At 64.0% G+C, this 20292-nt stretch carries 16 protein-coding genes; 3 read left to right on the top strand and 13 right to left on the bottom strand.

Translation table 11 applies throughout. From position 1 onward, the window contains the following. Positions 1-205: 205 nt before the first annotated feature. The 5 genes from tuf to ACGHJ7_RS02865 form a co-directional block, all read right to left on the bottom strand. Positions 206-1381: an elongation factor Tu gene (gene tuf, locus ACGHJ7_RS02885; RefSeq protein WP_390474481.1), complete on the bottom strand. Its 1176-nt coding sequence runs from the start codon at positions 1379-1381 to the stop codon at positions 206-208. Between the two features lie 91 nt (positions 1382-1472). Beyond that, entirely contained in the window at positions 1473-3608 is a 2136-nt protein-coding gene (gene fusA, locus ACGHJ7_RS02880) for an elongation factor G (RefSeq protein WP_390474480.1), read from the bottom strand. 119 nt (positions 3609-3727) lie between these two features. Next, complete coding sequence (rpsG, locus tag ACGHJ7_RS02875; RefSeq protein ID WP_390474479.1) at positions 3728-4198, bottom strand: 30S ribosomal protein S7; 471 nt, start codon at positions 4196-4198, stop codon at positions 3728-3730. A gap of 134 nt (positions 4199-4332) precedes the next feature. Further along, positions 4333-4704, bottom strand: a complete 372-nt coding sequence (gene rpsL / locus ACGHJ7_RS02870) for a 30S ribosomal protein S12 (RefSeq protein WP_067198316.1) — start codon at positions 4702-4704, stop codon at positions 4333-4335. Between the two features lie 793 nt (positions 4705-5497). Further along, the gene (locus ACGHJ7_RS02865; protein WP_390474478.1) at positions 5498-7114 is read right to left on the bottom strand and encodes a site-specific DNA-methyltransferase; all 1617 of its coding nucleotides are present in this window, start codon (positions 7112-7114) and stop codon (positions 5498-5500) included. A 369-nt stretch (positions 7115-7483) separates the two neighbouring features. Between ACGHJ7_RS02865 and ACGHJ7_RS02860 the strand changes: the two genes are divergently transcribed. Further along, positions 7484-8275, top strand: a complete 792-nt coding sequence (locus ACGHJ7_RS02860) for a hypothetical protein (protein ID WP_390474477.1) — start codon at positions 7484-7486, stop codon at positions 8273-8275. On the opposite strand, the gene ACGHJ7_RS02855 is transcribed toward ACGHJ7_RS02860, so the two are convergent. Then, a complete protein-coding gene (locus ACGHJ7_RS02855) occupies positions 8252-9043 on the bottom strand; it encodes a LysR family transcriptional regulator (protein ID WP_390474476.1) in 792 nt (263 codons plus the stop codon). The two genes, ACGHJ7_RS02860 and ACGHJ7_RS02855, sit on opposite strands and share 24 nt — an antisense overlap. Positions 9044-9243: 200 nt before the next feature. Here ACGHJ7_RS02855 and ACGHJ7_RS02850 point away from each other — a divergent pair, with 200 nt between their 5' ends. Continuing rightward, positions 9244-10638, top strand: a complete 1395-nt coding sequence (locus tag ACGHJ7_RS02850) for a heme peroxidase family protein (protein WP_390474475.1) — start codon at positions 9244-9246, stop codon at positions 10636-10638. On the opposite strand, the gene ACGHJ7_RS02845 is transcribed toward ACGHJ7_RS02850, so the two are convergent. From ACGHJ7_RS02845 to ACGHJ7_RS02820, 6 genes are all read right to left on the bottom strand, one after another. Beyond that, the gene (locus tag ACGHJ7_RS02845) at positions 10619-12220 is read right to left on the bottom strand and encodes a DUF3482 domain-containing protein (protein WP_390474474.1); all 1602 of its coding nucleotides are present in this window, start codon (positions 12218-12220) and stop codon (positions 10619-10621) included. The genes ACGHJ7_RS02850 and ACGHJ7_RS02845 overlap by 20 nt on opposite strands. Further along, positions 12220-13806 carry a DUF2868 domain-containing protein gene (locus tag ACGHJ7_RS02840; protein WP_390474473.1) on the bottom strand — a complete coding sequence of 529 codons (1587 nt, stop codon included), beginning with the start codon at positions 13804-13806 and terminating at the stop codon, positions 12220-12222. Before ACGHJ7_RS02840 ends, ACGHJ7_RS02845 begins: the two co-directional genes overlap by 1 nt. Beyond that, on the bottom strand, positions 13807-14205 hold the full coding sequence (gene apaG / locus ACGHJ7_RS02835; protein WP_390474472.1) for a Co2+/Mg2+ efflux protein ApaG: 399 nt from the start codon (positions 14203-14205) through the stop codon (positions 13807-13809). It abuts the gene before it with no gap. A 103-nt stretch (positions 14206-14308) separates the two neighbouring features. Next, positions 14309-16348, bottom strand: a complete 2040-nt coding sequence (locus ACGHJ7_RS02830; protein ID WP_390474471.1) for an alpha/beta hydrolase family protein — start codon at positions 16346-16348, stop codon at positions 14309-14311. A 176-nt stretch (positions 16349-16524) separates the two neighbouring features. Continuing rightward, the gene (locus ACGHJ7_RS02825) at positions 16525-17787 is read right to left on the bottom strand and encodes a Glu/Leu/Phe/Val dehydrogenase (protein WP_390474470.1); all 1263 of its coding nucleotides are present in this window, start codon (positions 17785-17787) and stop codon (positions 16525-16527) included. Positions 17788-17876: 89 nt separating this feature from the next. Continuing rightward, entirely contained in the window at positions 17877-18476 is a 600-nt protein-coding gene (locus ACGHJ7_RS02820; RefSeq protein WP_390474469.1) for a 2-hydroxychromene-2-carboxylate isomerase, read from the bottom strand. Between the two features lie 157 nt (positions 18477-18633). Between ACGHJ7_RS02820 and ACGHJ7_RS02815 the strand changes: the two genes are divergently transcribed. Next, complete coding sequence (locus ACGHJ7_RS02815) at positions 18634-19056, top strand: DUF6628 family protein (protein ID WP_390474468.1); 423 nt, start codon at positions 18634-18636, stop codon at positions 19054-19056. On the opposite strand, the gene ACGHJ7_RS02810 is transcribed toward ACGHJ7_RS02815, so the two are convergent. Then, positions 19053-20270: a trans-sulfuration enzyme family protein gene (locus ACGHJ7_RS02810; RefSeq protein ID WP_390474467.1), complete on the bottom strand. Its 1218-nt coding sequence runs from the start codon at positions 20268-20270 to the stop codon at positions 19053-19055. The two genes, ACGHJ7_RS02815 and ACGHJ7_RS02810, sit on opposite strands and share 4 nt — an antisense overlap. Positions 20271-20292: the final 22 nt, after the last annotated feature.

Raw genomic sequence — 20292 nt, 5'->3', positions numbered from 1 at the left:
ATCCCCGTCGGTTGCGGCGCGTATACGGAGGACACGAGATTCTGGCAACCCCCGTCTTCCGTCATTTTACACCTGGAGCGCCAGCAACGCGGCGAACTGTGCCCGTTCGTCGCCAGCCTTCATAAAAAGGGCCCGCCCCCCCACAATGGGGAACCGGGCCCGATTTATCCGTGCACCCTCGCCCGCAGGCGGAAGGAGCAAGCGATTACTTGGTGATCTTCGAGACGACGCCCGAGCCAACCGTACGGCCACCTTCGCGGATTGCGAAGCGCAGGCCTTCGTCCATGGCGATCGGAGCGATCAGCTTGACGTCGATCGTCACGTTGTCGCCCGGCATCACCATTTCGGTGCCTTCGGGAAGGATCACTTCACCGGTGACGTCCGTGGTGCGGAAGTAGAACTGCGGACGGTAGTTCGCGAAGAACGGCGTGTGACGGCCACCTTCGTCCTTCGACAGGACGTAGACTTCTGCGCTGAATTCCGTGTGCGGGTTGACCGAACCGGGCTTCGCGAGGACCTGGCCACGCTCGACGTCTTCACGGCCGACACCGCGGATCAGGGCACCGATGTTGTCGCCAGCTTCACCCGAGTCGAGCAGCTTGCGGAACATTTCGACGCCGGTCACGGTCGTCTTGGTGGTATCCTTGATGCCAACGATTTCGACTTCGTCGCCAACGTTCACGACGCCGGTTTCGACACGGCCGGTGACAACCGTACCACGACCCGAGATCGAGAACACGTCTTCGATCGGCATCAGGAAGTCCTGGTCGACCGGACGCTCCGGCTGCGGGATGTACTCGTCGACGGCAGCCATCAGTTCCTTGATGGACTTTTCGCCGATTTCCTCGTCGCGGCCCTCCAGAGCAGCAAGGGCCGAACCCTTGATGATCGGAATGTTGTCGCCGTCGAAGTCGTAGTCGCTCAGCAGTTCGCGAACTTCCAGTTCGACCAGCTCGAGCAGTTCTTCGTCATCGACCTGGTCGACCTTGTTCAGGTACACGACCAGCGCCGGAACACCGACCTGGCGAGCGAGCAGGATGTGCTCACGCGTCTGCGGCATGGGGCCGTCGGCTGCGTTCACGACCAGGATAGCGCCGTCCATCTGGGCAGCACCGGTGATCATGTTCTTCACGTAGTCGGCGTGGCCCGGGCAATCGACGTGCGCGTAGTGACGGTTGTCCGTCTCGTACTCGACGTGTGCGGTCGAGATGGTGATGCCGCGCTCACGCTCTTCGGGAGCCTTGTCGATGTTGGCGAAATCCACGGCCGAACCCATCACCTTGGTGATAGCTGCGGTCAGCGTGGTCTTGCCGTGGTCGACGTGGCCGATGGTGCCGACGTTGCAGTGCGGCTTGTTACGCTCGAATTTTTCCTTCGCCATTTTCTCAATACCTCTGTCTGAAAATACTATTCTTCGGGAGAATGGACGGCACCCGAGAAATCAGGCGCCGCCCCTAGCTGTCTTGCCTCGCTTAGGCAAGCTTCTCCTTGACTTCCTGTGCGACGCTGGCCGGAACCTCGTCATAGTGGCTGAACTGCATCGTGTACTGAGCACGCCCCTGGGTGAAGGAACGCAGCTCGTTCACGTAACCGAACATGTTGGCCAGCGGAACGAAAGCCTCGACCGCCTGGGCGTTACCGCGGCTGTCGGTGCCCTGGATTTGCCCGCGACGCGAGTTCAGATCGCCGATCACGTCACCCAGATAGTCTTCCGGAGTCACGACTTCCACCTTCATCACCGGCTCCAGCAGCTTGATGCCGGATTTCTGTGCCGCTTCGCGCATGGCGCCGCGACCGGTGATTTCGAAGGCCACCGTGCTCGAGTCGACATCATGATATTTGCCGTCGATCAGGCGGATGGTGAAGTCGATAATCGGGAAGCCGACCAGATAGCCGCTTTCGGCCTGTTCGCGCATGCCCTTCTCGACCGACGGGATGTATTCGCGCGGAATGTTACCGCCCTTGATCTCGTCTTCGAAAATGACGCCCTGGCCACGCTCGCCCGGCGAGACGACGACCTTGGCTTCACCGAACTGACCCGAACCACCCGACTGTTTCTTGTGGGTGTAGGTCACTTCGACTTCGCGGCTCAGCGATTCGCGGTAGGCCACCTGCGGCGCACCGACATTCGCCTCGACCTTGAACTCGCGCTTCATGCGATCGACGAGGATGTCGAGGTGAAGCTCGCCCATGCCCTTGATGATGGTCTGACCGCTTTCGTGGTCGGTCGTGACCCGGAAGGACGGATCCTCGGCAGCCAGGCGGTTGAGCGCGACGCCCATCTTTTCCTGGTCGGCCTTGGTCTTGGGCTCCACCGAAAGTTCGATGACAGGATCGGGAAATTCCATCCGCTCGAGGACGATCGGCGCGCTCGATGCGCACAGAGTGTCCCCGGTGGTGGTTTCCTTGAGACCCGCGATCGCGACGATGTCGCCTGCAAACGCTTCCTCGATGTCCTCGCGGTTGTTGGAATGCATCAGCAGCATGCGGCCGATCTTTTCCTTCTTGTCCTTCACGCTGTTCAGGACAGAGCCCTTCTCCAGCTTGCCCGAGTAGATGCGGGTAAAGGTCAGCGAACCGACGAACGGGTCGTTCATGATCTTGAACGCCAGTGCGGAGAACGGGGCCTCGTCGCTGGACGGACGCTCGTCTTCCTCGTCGCTGTCGGGCTTCACGCCTTTAATCGCGGGAACGTCGAGCGGCGACGGCATGTAGTCGACCACGGCGTCGAGCAGGGGCTGAACGCCCTTGTTCTTGAACGCGGAGCCGCACAGTACCGGAACGAAGGCACGTTCCATCGTGCCCTTGCGGATCAGCTTCTTCAGCGTTGCAGCATCGGGAGCTTCGCCGCTTTCGAGATAGGCTTCCATCGCGTCGTCGTCCTGCTCGACAGCAGTCTCGACCAGCGTTTCACGATATTCGGCAGCCTTGTCCTTCAGATCGTCCGGAATCTCGACGAACTTGTACTCGGCACCCAAGCCATCGTTTTCCCAGACGATTCCGCGCATGTTCACGAGGTCGACGACACCGCGAAGATCGCTTTCCGCGCCGATCGGGAGATACAGCACCAGCGGCGTCGCGCCGAGGCGGTCTACGATGGACTGCACGCAGTAATAGAAATCGGCACCCGTGCGGTCGAGCTTGTTTATGAAGCACATTCTGGGGACGCCGTATTTGTCGGCCTGGCGCCATACGGTTTCGGACTGCGGTTCCACCCCGGCGACGCCGTCGAACACGGCGACCGCACCGTCCAGCACGCGAAGCGAGCGCTCGACTTCGATGGTGAAGTCGACGTGGCCGGGCGTGTCGATGATGTTGATGCGGTGCTTCGGGCTGTCTGCACGCAGCGCCTTGGGATCGCCCATCGCGTCCATGGAGGAATCTTCCGCCTGCCAGAACGTGGTCGTCGCAGCCGACGTGATGGTGATGCCGCGTTCCTGCTCCTGCTCCATCCAGTCCATCGTGGCGGCGCCGTCATGGACTTCGCCGATCTTGTAGGACTTGCCGGTGTAGTAGAGGATGCGTTCGGTCGTGGTCGTCTTGCCGGCATCGATGTGCGCCATGATGCCGATGTTACGATAGCGCTCCAGCGGATAATCGCGGGCCATAATCTCTTCCTCGGGTCGGTGGGGAGCCGCACCTGCTGCGGCCGTAGGTCCCACATATAGTTACGTATGTGACAGCTTGAAGGCCGGAGCATGTCGCCCCGGCCCGCAAGCTAAACGCCCTACCAGCGGTAGTGCGAGAACGCGCGGTTGGCGTCGGCCATGCGGTGCGTGTCTTCCCGCTTCTTCACCGCGTTGCCGCGATTGTTGGCCGCATCCATCAGCTCGCCCGACAGGCGTGCCGACATGGTGGTTTCCGGACGGCCGCGGGCCGCACCGATCAGCCAGCGGATGGCGAGAGCCTGGGCACGCTCGGGGCGAACCTCGACCGGCACCTGGTAGGTCGCACCACCGACACGGCGGCTGCGGACCTCGACCTGCGGCTTGATGTTGTTCAGCGCATCGTGGAACATCTGCACCGGATCGGCCTTGGCCTTGGCCTCGACCGTATCGAGCGCGGAATAGACGATGCCTTCCGCAGTGGACTTCTTACCGTCGAGCATGAGGTTGTTCATGAACTTCGACAGGACCTGATCGCCGAACTTGGGATCGGGCAGGATGACGCGCTTCTCTGGGCGACGACGACGTGACATATTTCAAACTCCTTCGGAGTGCGGCGACACCTGCGTGTCGCCTTGCGGCACCGGCCCTCTCCCCCGCCCTTCCACCCGGAAATTATCCCTGTGGGTGGAAGGGCGGAGGAGAGGACCGCCGCCGCGCCTAAACCTTACTTCGGACGCTTGGCGCCGTACTTCGAGCGGGACTGCTTGCGGTCCTTGACGCCCTGCGTATCCAGCACGCCGCGAAGGACGTGGTAGCGAACGCCGGGAAGGTCGCGAACACGGCCGCCGCGGATGAGCACGACGGAGTGCTCCTGCAGGTTGTGGCCTTCGCCCGGGATGTACGAAATGACTTCGCGCTGGTTGGTCAGGCGGACCTTGGCAACTTTACGCAGAGCCGAGTTCGGCTTCTTCGGGGTCGTCGTGTAGACGCGGGTGCAAACGCCGCGCTTCTGCGGGTTCGCTTCCATCGCAGGGACCTTGGACTTGGTCTTCTGCGGAACGCGGCCCTTGCGGACCAGCTGGTTGATCGTCGGCATAGATGTCTTTCTCTTCACCTTGTTTTCCGACCCGGCGATTTGCCGGATCGGGTCACCTCATCCGGGCGGAAAAGCGCCCAAGCGTCTCGGGCGACTTTTCCTGATGAGGTTCCGGCCAAAGCCATACGCGAAACGCAGGACCGAGGCCGATTTCTGGCGGCGACTAGCGGGTTCATGAGGATGGAGGCTTCCGGGTCCGTGCAGGATGCCGTCACCCCGGGAGTCGGAGACCTGCAAAGCAGGCCTGATCCGGGGTCCGGCTGACAGGAACGCCGCGCCTGTCGCGCGTCACCCTGCCACCAGCACGAGCCTGAAACGCTCCACCCAAACGGCCCGCACGGCCACCGGGTTACTCTGACGGCTGCCCCGAGCGATCCGGAAGGTTCGCTGCAATAGAAAAGAGCCTGGTCGCTGCTGCGACAGGCCCCCGGGACATGACCGGCAATGTTCAGCTCTATCTGACCGGCGTTGGATACGCGCAAGGCGATTCCTTCACCGGATGGATGGGCGTTTACTGCGGGAGGGGGGATTGGTCAAGGTGCTCTAGCGCGGAGCGCCTTTGGGCAACCGCGCCTCAACAGGGACGCAGCGGTAGCGTATTGGTGCCAGCATACCTTGGTGGATGCGACCAATCGTCTGAATAGCAGCGTTTCTACATTCTGCCTGAGAATTGAATGGTTCTTCCACCATCCGGGTCATACCGACCTCCCAAGGACCATCCCAATCAACCGCGTCGACCGGGGCAGCATACACTACAAAGACGAGAACCCACTTCATTTCTGCCTCCAAGATTTCAAAGCAACTTGCCCTGCTTCTTCGTGTCCTCGCGCTTGGCCTTGCGCGCAACACTCGTATCGATCCACGGAATGTCGGGCCGTTTGTTCTGAAACAGTTCCGCTAGAGTTATGATTTGGAGCCGGGCGTGCTGACGGCCTGTGTATTTATTTGTCCAGATACCGACTGCCGCCGCATCGCGTTCCATTGCGCGGGTAGGGAGATTTGCGGTCAGGAACACGCCTATCTTTGCATTCTCCCGTTCCATGACTTGCGCCAGCCGCCCGATATCCTTCGGCCCGACGCCGCCGCCCTTCACCTCCACGATGGCTTTCTCGGTCTTCTTGCCGTCGGGCTTGAACCAGATGATGCCGTCGATGCCGGTATCTGCGCCCTTGCGTCCGCCCTTCCACGGGTCAGCATCCACCACGGACAGCGCCCACAGCTCGAATTGATGCTTGTCGCGTTTGGCGAGGTCCTGCGCCGATTGCAGCGATTGCGGGCGGCCCTTCACCTCGAATTCGAGGCCGGGGAAAGCTTCGCTCATGCGCTTCTCGATCAGGCCGATGGCGAGGTGGGTGACGTCGATACCGATCCACTGCCGCCCCAACTTCTGCGCCGCATGGACCGCCGTGCCGCAGCCGCAGAACGGGTCGAGCACCACGTCGCCTTCGTTGGACGAGGCGGCGATGATGCGTTCGAGCAGGGCCAGAGGCTTTTGGGTGGGGTAGCCAAGGCGTTCCTTAGCGTGCGCCTCTAAGGCAGGAACGTCATCCCAAAGATTATCGAGCACGGCATACGCTTCATCGCCGGGCCGCACTTTTCGTCGCGGATTGCCTGTCCCTGACCAGTAAAGGTCGCCGCGTTCATCAAGTGCTTTCAGCTTCTCCTTTGTCATTCGCCATCCGGCTGGTCCGGGCGTAAACCCATTATATTCATACACGAGGTTTGGACGCGGACCCATTCCCTCAGAACGGAGAATTGGCCCACTACAATAGCGCCCATTCTCATCCTCACGATTGTAGCGTGCAGCCAGTTCATCGTCGCCCAACGGAACTCTCACGGCACCTAAATCAAAATCCGCATCTTCGGACTTGCCGTAAAACAAAATGATGTCCGTTGAACGGCCGAAGCGCCGCGCTTTGAACTGCGAACCCTTTGGCCGACTATATCGACGCCATGTAATCTCGTTCCGAAAATTCTCAGGCCCGAATACCCCGTCCAAGAGTAGCTTCAGATAATGGCTCGCGGTCGGGTCGCAGTGGAGGTAAAGCGAGCCGGTGGGCTTCAGCACTCGGTGCAGTTCGATCAACCGCACCGCCATCATGGCAAGATAGGCCATCATGTCGTTGTCGCCGAGGAATTCGCGCATCGCGCGCAGCAGCGTGAAAGCATCGGTATTACCGCTGCGCATCACCTCGTCGAAGGCACTCTCCGCGCTTTCGTTCCAGTGCCAGGTATCCTCGAACGCCTCGATCTGGCTTTCGGACTGGCCGCCCTCCGGCCCCTTGAACAGGATGTTGTAATTGGCGTTCGAATTGAATGGCGGGTCGAGATAGACGAGGTCTACGCTCTCATCCGCGATATGTTCGCGCAGAACGTGCAGATTGTCGCCGTAATAAAGCGTATTGGTCATCGGACCCCCTCTTCACTCTCTCGATACCCCGCTTGCGAGTGTTGCGCCAGTGGCGGTCCGCGATTGGCCACAAGCCGTATTCCGTTTTGCGGTTTTTTGTTTGCGTCCCTCAAACGCCGGGCGCCGCACGTCCGTGCGGCTTGGCTTCCTCGCATTAGCTCGGGCGGGCGGTCGCCCTTGCCTCGCCTGCGGCTCGGATGAAGCGCTCGCCAAAAACTATTTTCCTACATCGCGGGAATGTGCATTCTAGGGTGGGCCATGAGTTCAGACCGCCCCACCCCGAACCTCCCAGTCCTTCCTGAGAACGGTCCGCGACCAGCGGACTGCAAGGCCGACCGGCCGCCCGCAGCGACGCGACCTTCAGGTCGCATGAGCGAGGATAGCCCGAGTGAGCGAACGCGAACCCCGGCGCTTGAGGCTACCCGCAAAACAAAACGCCAGGCCACGTCCGCCGCCGCGCATGTTGCGCCCGAGCCGCAGGGCGACGATCCGCTTCTCGGTTTCGCGCCCTATCTCCATGCGGCGCCGCGTTCCAATTCCATCACGCCGGAGCGGCAGCGGCGCTTCATCGCCACGCTGGCCGCGACCGGGGTCGTCTCCACCGCCGCGCGCGCCATCGGGAAATCGATGGAGGCGCTCTACAAGCTGCGCGCCAGGCCGGGGGCGGAGGGGTTTGCCCACGCCTGGGACGAGGCGCTGGAGCGCGGGGTGCAGCGGCTGGAGGACATTGCGATGGAGCGCGCCGCCATCGGCACGCCCACGCCCATCGTCTCGGGCGGAAAAATGCTCGGCACGTGGGACAAGCCGGACAACCACCTCCTGCGCTTCCTCCTGCAGAACCGCCGCCCCGATACCTACCGGCCTAATAGCGGGACTGGTGGCGGGGGCAGCCCTGCCCGGCGCACGCGGATGACGCAGGCCGAGGCCATTGCGGCGGACAGGCGCGCCGACGAAATGCTGGACGAAATCGACCGCAAGCTCGATGCCATGCGGCGGCGCTGGCTGGAGGCGCGCTGGGCGGCGCGTGCCGAGGCCCGGGACGCGGCGCGGGCCGATCGCCTCAGCCAGATGGCGCCGATGTGCGATGCCATCGTCTGCGCGCCCGTCGCCTCCATGCCGGCGGGCGACCTGGCGGCGTCACCCCGCCAGGTGCTGGACTAGCGTCTTCACCTTCTTCTGTCGCCATTGCGGCGTGGGGGCGACCAGCCAGTAGGCGCGGCGACCCTCGTCCGGGCCTTCCAGCGCCTCCAGCTTGCCGGCCTCCAGCGCCTCTTCCACCAGCAGGTATGGCAACACGGCCTTGCCCAGCCCTGCCACCGCGCTCGACAGCGCCTGTCCGGCATTGCCGACCTGCACCGTAGCGGCCGCGCCATCGGGCAACGGGGCGCCGGGCCAGTCGATCCATTCTTCCGTCTTGCTGCCGGGGGCGGCGACGACCACGCGGCGCGCGGGCGCCAGTTCCACGCCCTCCAGCTCGCCCGGCCCGTCGACCAGCCGGATCGCCACATCGAGATTGGCCTCGGTAAAGTCGGCGTCCTCGTTCTCGACCAGCTGGTAATGGATGCCCGGATTGGCGCTGCGGAAGGCCGCCAGCCGGGGCGCGAGCCACTGGGCGTAGAATTCGCGCGGCGCGGCGATGGTGTAGCGATCGCTCGCCTGCCCCGCCTGCATCGCCTGCACGCTTTCCTCGAACTTCAGGAACCCCTCGCGCAGGGAATCGAGACCGGCGCAGCCTTCCTCCGTCAGTTTCAGCCCCTTGGACGTGCGACGGAACAGGACGGTGCCGAGGTGATCCTCCAGCGCGCGGATCTGCTGGCCCACGGCGGCAGGCGTCACCGCCAGCTCGTCCGCGGCGCGGGTGAAGCTGAGGTGCCGGGCCGCGGCGTCGAACACGCGCAGGGCGTTGAGGGGGAGATGGGTGCGCTTCATGGCGGCCGATTTAGGCGCGCGCGCAAGGCACGGCAAGCCGTCCGCTCATCGCACGCAAGGGGCGTGAAGTCGCAAATATAGAAAACGCCTCAAACCTGTAACGCCGCTGACGCGACCGGACTGTATTACGCTTCCGTAAATAACAAGAAACCGAGTCGCAAGGAGTATGCTTACTTTTCATTTAACCAAAGGAGAATGACATGGGTTCCCGTACACATCACGGCATGATGACGCTTTCAGGAATGCAGCGTTACTGTAGCAGTAACTATCAGGGCGGTGGAAGAGAGGACCGTTTCGGGCGCATGTTTCCGGATCTGTCCCCCGGCTATGTCGGGCAGGCCAGCCTGTCTGCCGTCGGCAGGCCGGGCGGTCCGATGGATTCGGGGAGCGCGAAGAAGAAAACCGCATCCGTCCCTGTCGGCATGATCTTCTTCGGCCAGTTCCTCGACCACGACATCACGCTGGATGCGACGACCAGCTTCCGCCAGGTGGTGAACGATGCGGAAGAGATCCCGAATGTCCGCACGCCCACGCTGGACCTCGATTGCGTGTACGGCCTGGGGCCCGAAGCGCAGCCCTATCTCTACACCGACGACGATGACGATTTCCGCGGCGCGAAGCTGCTGGAAGGCGCGCCGGACGACCTGCCGCGCGCCGCCAACGGGCGCGCCATCATCGGCGACCCGCGCAATGACGAGAACCGCATCATCAGCCAGATTCAACTCGCCATGATCCGGTTCCACAACCACGTGGTCGACACCCTGAAGGGCGAACATCCCGAACTGCGCCGCGCGGAACTGTTCGAGGAAGCCCGCCAGATCGCCACGTGGCATTACCAGCACGCGGTCGTGTTCGATTTCCTGACCGCCCTGTGCGGAGACGCGGTGGTGGAGGACATACTGGGCTGCGGGCGGCGCTATTATTGCGGCGGCCATCCCTATATCCCGGTCGAGTTCTCCGTCGCGGCCTACCGCTTCGGCCACTCCATGATCCCGCTGAAGGTGCAGACGCAAAAGCACGGCGCGAAGCACGACCTGTTCGGCAGCGTGCTGGGAAGCGGGTTCTCGCCGCTGGCCTCGCCCGATGCGGTCGTCGACATGCACGAGATCTTCGACACGCCGCAAAACCGTTCGGTCGAGCGGGCCGACCAGCTGGACACGAAACTCGCCTCCATCCTGCTGGCCCTTCCCTTCGTTCAGGGGTCGGCGGACGAGAAATCGCTCGCCACGCGCAATCTGATGCGCGGCAATGTCTTCCTGCTGCCCGGCGGCGAGAAGGTCGCCGAGAAGATGGAACGCCCGGCGGACGAGATCGACAAGGTGCGCGACAAAATCGAAGACCTGGGTCTCGGCCGCAAGGGCATCCCGCTGTGGCTCTATCTGCTGGCAGAAGCGGAAGAAATCGGCCGCGAGCGCACGAATGGCGGTTTCGAGAAAGGCGAAGGGCTGGGCCCGGTGGGTGCACGGATCGTGGCGGAGACGATCATCGGCCTGCTCGAACTGGACGACCATTCCTTCCTCGGCACCAATCGCAACTGGACCCCGCGCAGCGCGTGGGACTCGCTCGGCAAGATCCTTACCGCGACCAATCCCTGACGACAGGGGATGGCGGCCTTTCCGGCGCGTTTTCGCCGGTCGGGTCGCCCCCGTCTTCCGGCTCGCCCCCGGCGGGCTCCGGCGGCGTGCCGAGAATCTTCGCAGCCTCCGGATACAGGCGGACCAAAAGCCGCGTGGCACAGGTTTCCAGCAGGGTCCGCAATTCCTTTTCCAGTGCCGTGCGCCCGACGCTCTGTCCCTTGGCGTAAAGCGCCGAAATCTCGTTCTCGTACCGGGTCAGCACGCCTTCGACATGGGCGATCCAGTATTCGGGATGCTCGCCCTCCTCCCATTCTCCGCGGCCGCGCCCGAAATGCGCCACGGCGAGATAGCGCAGCAGCGATGCGCCCAGGATGCGGGCGAAGAAATCGCGGCTCCAGCGGACATGCGCGTCGTCATCCCCCCGTGCAAGGTTGATGCCCTTGGCAAGGCCGCCCGCGCCGATCGCGCCCAGCACCCCGCCCACGATCATTCCGCCGCCCAGCGTCAGGCCGCCTGCCATCACGTCGGCGGCGACCCCGGTGGCCGCGCCGGACAGAATGCCGCCCAGCAGGGCCGAGAAGCCTTCCGGCGCCTTGTCGGAATGGCGGAAATCCTCGCTCAGCCGTTCCAGCACCTTGCGCGTCGCACTGCCCGACAGATTGTGCAGGTGGATCAGGCGCTCCGTGCTTTCGCGCGTTCCCGCAGCCAGCCGTTCGGACAGCGCCTCCATCGCCTTCGTCGCGGCGCGGGCGTCGTTCTTCCCGCCGGTCAGCGCCTTTGCCAGCCCGTCGCGCCAGCCCCCGCCTTCGACCTTCTCACTGTCCACCAAGGCGGCGGCGAGCGGCGCGGCAAGCGCGGCCATCGAGGCATCGAAGCGTTCCCGGTTGAGTTCCTTCCACCGCGCTTCCAGCCGCTCCATCGCGGGGCGCTTCTCCTCGCCCAGCAGCGGGGCCACGCGGTCGAGCAGGACGCCTTCCTGCACCCAGCACCGGGCAAAGGCGTCGAGCGGCAGCGCGCCTGCCACCTCGGCATGGGCGCTGACATGGGCGAGCCATTTCTGGGTCTCGCCGCCTGTATCCTCCTTCGGGCTGCCCATCTGGTTGAGCAGGATCAGCACCGGCTTGCCGATCCATGCCAGCACTTCCATTTCCAGCGAAACATAGGATGCCGCCGCGGGATCCTCCGCCGCGTTGACGAGGTAGAGGATGACGTCGGCCTGCTCCCGCGCGTTCTTCACCGCCTGCTGGCTCGACCACAGGGGCCGCTCTCGCCACCGGTCCCAAACCTGCGTCAGCAACCAGCCGACGGGATTGCCGCTCATCCGCAATCTATCGAGCAGGCGCGCCGTGTCGCCGAAACCGGGCGTATCCCACAGCATCAGCGTATCGCCGCCCGCCTGCACCAGCACGTGCCCGCTGGCGAGATCGGTCACGTGCGCTGCATCGCGCACCTCGCCGATATCCTTGCCCAGCAGGGTGCGCGCCAGCGTGGTCTTGCCCGCATTGGTGTGGCTGATGAGGCTGAGATTGACGGTCGTGCCGGCTGCTTCGGGGATCGGCGCTTCGGGAACCGGGCCGGGGGAAAGGGGCGCGCTCGCCATCAGTGCGCCTCCTGTCCGAGGAGCGTATTTTCCAGCCGCTCCACGACATCGCGCGGGGGATGGCCGTAGAGGCTGAGCGACAGCATCGGGGCATGCACGTCCGCCATCATGCGGCTCCAGCTTTCCAGCCGCTCCTCGATCCGCCGATCCAGCCCGGCCTGTCCTGCGAAATGGGCGCGGAAAGGCTGTTCGTCGACCAATGCTGCAACGCGCACGCCCTGCCCTGCATGATCGTAGAATTCGCGCAGCAGGCGCACGAAGGTCGCGTGGTTCTCCGCCTCGGGCGTGGCCGACAGGCTGAACAGGACGATATGCAGGTCCGCGTCCTCGTCCGGCGGGATGCGCGCCAGCCAGTCTTCTTCCGCGCCATAGGGGCAGGCGGGGTCGATCGTGACCTCTGCGCCTTCGCCGATGACGTCGCGCAGGGCGGTCTGCAGCGAACTGCGCGCGCCGTCGCCGGGTGTATAGGCGTAGGGCGTGACCCGGATGCCGCCGCCGGATGCGCCCTTGCCGACACTTCGCAGCAGGCGGCGAACATAGAAATCGTCCCGCCCCGGAACCCGGATACGGCCTGCGACAATCCTTGCCCGGACGGCCTGCCACCACGCCAGCAGCAGGCGGGGAACGGCGACCACGCCGGTCACGGTCGCGGTCCACAGGATGATCCACGGGCCGGCATTAGCCCCGCCCGTGCGGATGCCCTCGGCGCCCTCACCCGTCCAGCGCAGCGCGGCAATGCCGCTATCATCGGGTATCGCGATGCCGGTCAGCAGGGATGCCGGGCCAAGCAGCAGGGAAAGCAGCGCCTCGACCTCGCCCGCGCCGAGGAAGGTGCTTTCCCAGCCTGCGCGGTACTCCGTCGTCAGAGCGCGCAGGAATATGCCTGCCACCAGTCCGATCGCGAAGAGGGCGGCGGCGAGATGAAAGATCAGCGCGATGCGCGATGCGTTGAGCTTTGCCGACGCGCGGGCCCAGTCGCGCGCGAAATCGCACAGCACGCCCCGGGACAGGGTGCCGGCCCCGCCCCCGCTTCCATTGCTTCCCAGTGCGGCGAGCGGATTGCCGAGGATTTGCCACCACTGGCGGCGCGGCTGGCGGTCTTCGTCGTCCCTGCCGCGGATCAGGCGGATGATCGGGCCCAGCAGTATGCCCGCATAGACGATGAGGTTCCAGATAATCACGCCCAGCAGGGGAAAGGCCAGCAATTCCATCCGGCTGCCCCCGTCCAGTTCGTTGCTGAGCACGCCCAGAACGAATGCCGCGCCGGGGATGACGAACAGCCAGCGGGGAAAGCGGGAGACTTTCAGAGCACGCGCAATGCCGGGATGCCGCGCCTCCAGCCGCTGGACCGCGAAGCGCGATCTGGCGGCCAGGAAGACCTGCGGAGCGCGGCGGCCCTCGCCGGACGCGGCTTCGCGCGCGAAGGCATCGGCCTGCGCGCGGTCTTCGCGGGTCAGCAGCTGTTCGTCGCGGTCGCGCATCTCGGCCGCGCGGACCAGCAGGAGATTGCGGGCATCGTCCTCTGCCAGGGCGATGCCGCGGCCCGGACGTGTCCGCGCACTCTTCCCCGCGGCGGCTTTCGCCAATTACCTGTCCGCCGTGGCGGGCGCTGCGAGCGGGAAGAAGGGAATGCGGACTTCCAGCGGGCCGTTATCGGTCTCGAACGTGTAGAACCCTTCCATCGACCCGTGCGGCGTCGACAGCGGGCAGCCGGACACGTAATCGTGCGAGGCCCCGGGCTGCAGCAGCGGGTTTTCGCCCACCACCCCGTCGCCATCGACATGGTTCACCATCCCGCGCCCATCGGTAATGCGCCAATGCCGCGTCATCAGGCGGATGGCCTGTTCGGACCCGTTCTCGATCCGGATGTGATAGACCCAGAACCACTTTCCGGCATCCGGCTGGCTCTGTTCGGGCAGGAAATTGACCGACACACGAACGGTGACGTCATGCGTGGTCGCGGCGTGCTGGAATAGGTCTTTCATCACGATTCGAGAGGGTAAGCGGTTGGCCACCACGCGCAAGGGGGGCTTAGGGCTATTTTTCCACCAGCGGGGATGACGGCGGATCGGCTTTACATCGCCGCGCTCAGTTCGCGATGATCGCCTCGCTAGCGTCGCTGGTCTCGCCTTCCGCATCTTTTTGCGCCTTGAGCCTTTCCTTCTCTGCATGAACGACTGCACGCTCCGCTGCGAAACCATCGGGCGTGTGGATAGAAGTCGGGTTATGCTCGGCGAGGAAGCCAAGTAGCGCTTCCAGCCATTCAACTTCCCTTTCCGCCGTGCCGAAACCGTGATCGGCACCGGTGATTTTCAAGGTCTCTATCGTCTTTCCCGCTTTCTCTGCTGCCTTTTCGAAAGCTTCGAATTGCTCGATCGGGACGATGCGGTCGCGTGTTCCATGCGCTACTAGCACCGGGCGCGTCAGGGACTCGACTTTCTTTGCAGGACTGACCTCGTCGAGATCGAAGCGCTCGCCCGTATTTTCCCCCTCGAGCCGGTTGCTCCATCTCTTGCCCGCGCGGCGGGAAATGAATTCGCCCCTGGAATATTTGATTTGTTCGTCGAGGTCGGTCGGCCCCGCCCAACTTGCCGCGCATCGGTAGATGTCAGGGTTGCGGATGGCGCCCCAAAGCGCCGCATATCCGCCATAGCTTCCGCCAACTATACAAACCTTATCGGGATCGGCGTGGCCCTCCTCTACGGCCCAATGCACCGCATCGTCGAGATCGTCCTGCATGGCCCGACCGATCTGCCCTACTCCGAGGTCTTCGAACGATCGTCCAAAGCCCGACGAGCCCCGAAAATTCGGCTGCAGCACCGCGTAACCGCGGGTCGCAAGAACCTGAACATTGCGATCATAGTCCAGCGTGTCGCGCACTCCGTAAGGTCCCCCATGCGGCAGTACGATCAAGGGATGCGGCCCCGCGCCATCGCCTTGCGCGGCTGCTGGAGCAGGGAGTGTCATGTAACCCGAAATAACCGTCCCGTCGCGCGCTGTGTAGCGGATAGGTTTGGGCGCAGCCGTGCGCGTCTCGTCAAGACCGGGAAAAAGTTCGGAATACACAGCGAGCTGCCCGCGCGATGGATGAAAGATATAAAGGACACCCGGATCGGAAGCCGAACCGTGCCAGACCAGCATTTTGCCCGCAGGTGTGCGTTGCAGGATTTTCGTATCGCCTTGCCCGAGAGCCTGCGCCAATTGCGCGCGTATTTTCGCGACCTGGGGATCGAGCCACTCGCGCTGTTCGGTGTCGTCGACGTACTCGACCGCATCGAGACTGCCGTCATCGCCAAACACGGTACCGGTCACATCCCATACCGGGTCAGAATAGACGAGCTCACCCATCGTACCGGTTGCATAATCGAATCGCCGCAGTTCCTGCCTGCCTTGTGCGTTCTCCACCAAAGCGTATCCCAGATCGGTTCCCGGCGTGAGCTTGACCACACCCCAATTTTCCAGATCGGATTCATCGTCGAACCGTATCTTGGTAACGCGATCGAGATCCTCGCCGGGACCGCTGCGATAATAGAACGTCGCTTTCTTCGAGCCGACAAACTTCATGCCGAGCCGAACCAAGCCCGCATCGTCGGCCCACCACTCATCGATGCCATTAGCGGCGGGCTGAACCTTGACCGCCATATCGGCGCCCGATCCATCCAGCGGAAAGCGCCAGACGTCCGGCGGATCGAAATCTTTCTTGCTGACCGATAAAAGCACGAAGCGCCCGGCAGGATCGACATGCAGGATATCGTCCCCCTCGAAACCCTGGTCCTTGAAACCGACAAAGCTGCTCTTGCCTGTGTCGAGATCGAACACCTCGGTCGTCGTGAACGGGATGCCGCCATAGAGCAGCGAGCCCAAGCTCCAGAAACTGCCATGGATGAGTACCCGGCGATTGCCAGCCCAGCGCCACCTCGTGAACCCGAGGCCATCGGCCGGCCCGAATAGCCGGATCATCTTCCCACTGTCGCTATCCACTATAGCGAGCATACGTTTGTCGTCACGGCTTACGAAATGGCCCAGCATGCTGCCATCGGGCGAAAGCCGCGGAGCGGAAAGGAACGCGGCCTGCGTCATGGCTTCGAGCGAGATATCGGGATCGCTCGAAGCCATCGCATCGGCCACCTGCGGCCCCTCTTTTGGCTCCGGCTGCCCTTGGCTTGCAAGGGCCTGAACAGCGAACGATGCGGTGCAGATGAGAGGCGCAAGCACGCGCAGCAGTGTCGGCAGGCAGATCATCTGTATTCCTTGTATCAGGCGGCTATCCTAACCCGCCGAGACACAAGGACAACCCCGCCTGCCTACCCGCCGAAATCCTCCGCCGTGCCGGTGGCGCTGATGGCGGCGCACAGGCGCCTTAGCGCGACGCCGTAGGCGGCGGTACGCATGTCGAGCCCCTTGTCTTCCATCAGGTCGCGAACCTGTTCTGCCGCGTCTTCCATCTTTTCCTGAAGGTAGTCGTCCACCTCTTCCGCGTCCCACCCCAGACCGGTGCGGCCCTGTACCCATTCGGCATGGCTGATCGTGACGCCGCCGCCATTGGCGAGGATGTCCGGCACGACGTCGATGCCTGCCTCGCGCAAGGGTTCGTCGGCTGCGGACAGGATCGGGCGATTGGCGATTTCCACGATGGCCTTGCAAGACAGCTTTCCGACATCGTCCGCATCCGCAATGACCCCGCCGAGCGCGGCGAGGACCAGCACGTCGCATTCCACCTCCACGATTGCACTACCGTCATCGGACGTCTCGCCGCCGTCGTAATCGGTGACGGAGCCGCCCTTTTCCTTCGCCTCGATCACCGCATCGATGTCCAGTCCCTGCGCATCGCTGACCATCCCGCTGCTGTCGGAGATGGCGACGACCCTGTGCCCCGCATCCACGGCGGCCCGGGCGAACCACGTCCCCGCATTGCCGAAACCCTGCAGCGCAATGCTCAGGCCGTCGCTGCCGTCCAGCCCCAGGCTTTCCCGCATGGCTTCCAGCGCGAGCAGACCGCCCCGCCCGGTTGCCGGTGTGCGCCCCTCTATCCCGCCAAGCGCGACAGGCTTGCCGGTGAAGGCATGCGGCTCGATGCCGCCGGTCAGCGCGCCATATTCATCGACCATCCACGCCATTTCCCGCGTGCCGGTCGCGACATCGGGCGCGGGAACGTCCCGGTCGGGGGACAGGATGCGGGCGGCGCTGCGGACATAGCCGCGCGCCACGCGCTCCTTCTCCATCAGCGAAAGGTCGCCCGCATCCACGCTGACGCCGCCCTTGCCCCCGCCGAAGGGCAATCCCATCAGCGCGCATTTCATGGTCATCAGGAAGGCCAGCGTCTGGACCTCGTCCTCGCACACGCTGGGGTGGAACCTGATGCCCCCCTTGGTCGGGCCGAGCGTCGAATCGTAGCGGCACCGCCAGCCCTTGAGCTGTTCCAGCGATCCGTCATCGCGCCGCAGCGGGATGGAGAAGGCCAGCGTTTCCGTCGGATAGTCGAGCCGCTCGACCGTCTCCTGCGCCAGGTCCAGTTTGTCCGCCGCGCGGTGCATTCTCGCGCGCGCGGCGCTCAGCATATTTCCCATGAGGTATTCCCATTCGCATCGTCTTTGCCCGGGAGCGGGCCCTTGCAAGACATAGCGCGGGGGAACGCGGCGGGTTCCATGTAGCGCGGTCAGCCGCCCAGCATTTCCTCGATCTGGCCGAGCCGTTCCTTGCCGAAGAACATCTCGTCACCGATGAAAAAAGTCGGGATGCCGAAGGCGCCGCGCTCCACCGCCTTCTCGGTATTGTCCGCCAGCTGCTGCTTCACACTCGCGTCCTGCGTCCGCTCCAGCAAGGCGCGGGCATCGAAGCCGCCGCGTTCCAGCACCGCAGCCACCGCTTCGGGATCGCCGACCGCGATATTGTCTTCCCAGATCGCCGGCAGCAGGCAATCGAGCATGGCCCCGCGGCGATCCGCATCGCACGCGACCAGAGCGCGCTGCACGAGGATGGAATTGAACGGCAGGTCCGGATGCATGCGGAAACGCGTCAGCCCATGCTTTTCAAGGAAGCGTTCGAATTCCAGCCGCGCGTATTCGACTTTCCCCTTCACATCCGCATCGCGCATCATCGGCGGGGCATTGCCGGTCAGCTTGTGCATTCCGCCCAGATAAACCGGCGTGATCGCGATGTCGGCGCCGGTGCGCGCCGCGATGTCCTTCAGCGGATACCAGGCGAGATAGCCGTTCGGTGCCGAGAAATCGAAAATGAACTCTACCGTTTTGGCCATGTTGCATCCCCCTTGCGTGATTGTTGCGTGCCCGTTCTGTGCCAGCCATGGCCGAAAGGAAAGGTCGAGGTCGGCCGTTCGTTCTCCACCGGCGCTACGACATCCGTTGTTGCAATTCATTCGCATTAGCATACCATCATGCCGGAAAGGATACTCCATGCCCGGTCAATCGTCCCACACGCCCGCTTCTCCTCTCGCCCTGCCCCTGCCGGATACGCGTCATGCGACGCTCGGCCTGATACTCGTGCGCAGGATGGCCGTTCATGGTCCGCTCGATTCGCGTGCCAGCATGCTGGCCATGGATGCGGCGGGACCGCATTTCCGCAAATTGCTGGTGCTGGGGCGCGCGTTCCTCGTCGATCTGGGCCGTACATCGGGCCGCACCATCCACCTCGCCCCGTGCTGCGCCACCGGCATGACCCGTGACGAGGGGCTGATTATCGAACTGATGGAAAATGGCGGGCTGGATGTGCTGGCCGCACTGACCGACGATGCGAAATCGTGCGCGGCGCGCGATACCGCCCTCGCATTCGGCCGGGAATTGCGCGCGCTGGCCTGCAGGCGCGGCTGGAAAAGCTAGATCCCGGCGGCCTTCAAGGCTGCGTCCAGGTCCTCGGTAATGTCGGCGATATCCTCCAGCCCGACATTGATCCTGAGCAGGCCCTCGGTCACGCCCATGTCCTGCCGCGCATCGGCCGCCATGCCGGCATGGGTCGTGCTGGCGGGATGGCACATCAGGCTGCGCGCATCGCCGATGTTGTTGCTGATATCGACCAGTTCCAGCGCATCGAGCACCGCAAAGGCACGGGCGCGCGTGCCCACATCGAAGGCGAAGATGGGGCCGGTCGCCTCCATCTGCGCCTTTGCAAGGTCATGGCGCGGGTGGCTGGGCAGGCCGGGATGCAGGATGCGCCCGCCCGCCTTTTCCAGCCGGGGTTCTAGGAATTGGCCCAGCGCGACCGCGTTCTCGCTCTGCCGGTGCGCTCTCAGGGACAGCGTCTCCAGCCCTTTCAGCACGACCCATGCGTTGAACGGGGCGCAGTTCGGCCCGGTATTGCGCTGGAAGGGAAGCAGCACGTCCTCGATCCATTCCTCGCTGCCGCAAATGGCCCCGGCCAGCACGCGGCCCTGCCCGTCCATCAGCTTCGTCGCGGAATAGGCCACCACGTCCGCGCCGAATTCCATCGGGCGCTGCAGCGCGGGGCTGGCAAACGCATTGTCCACCACGGTCGTGATGCCGTGCGCTTTCGCCAGCGCGCAGACATGGGCGAGATCGACCACGTCCAGCGTCGGGTTGGCCGGCGTCTCGAAGAAGAAGACCCTGGTGTTGGGACGGATCGCGGCTTCCCACGCATCGTTGTCGGCGCTGTCGATCACGCTGGTCTCGATCCCGAAGCGCGGCAGCAGATTGTCGACCAGCCAGCGGCAACTGCCGAAGGCGGCGCGCGCGGCAACGCAGTGGTCTCCAGCAGAAAGCTGGCACAGCAGCGCGGCGGTCATCGCGGCCATGCCGCTCGCCTGCGCGCGGCACGCTCCTGCCCCTTCCATCAGGGCGATGCGTTCCTCCAGCATCGCCACGGTCGGGTTCTGGAGGCGGGAATAGGTCATGCCCGGCGCGTCGCCCGCGAACCGGTCGGCCACGGTCTGCGCATCGTCGTAGGTATAGCCGGAGGTGAGGAACAGCGCCTCGCTCGTCTCGCCATGCTCGCTGCGCCATGTGCCGCCGCGTATGGCCTGGGTGGCCGGGCGCCAGTTGCGGGTGACGGTGCGGTCTGTTCCGGTGGTCTTTTTCATCGCGTCCGTCGCTTAGAGACAC

Source organism: Altererythrobacter sp. MTPC7, from assembly GCF_042851395.1.
Classification (GTDB): domain Bacteria; phylum Pseudomonadota; class Alphaproteobacteria; order Sphingomonadales; family Sphingomonadaceae; genus CAJXSN01.
Note: the sequence above shows the minus strand (reverse complement) of the source record. Positions and strands in the feature narration are given on the sequence as shown.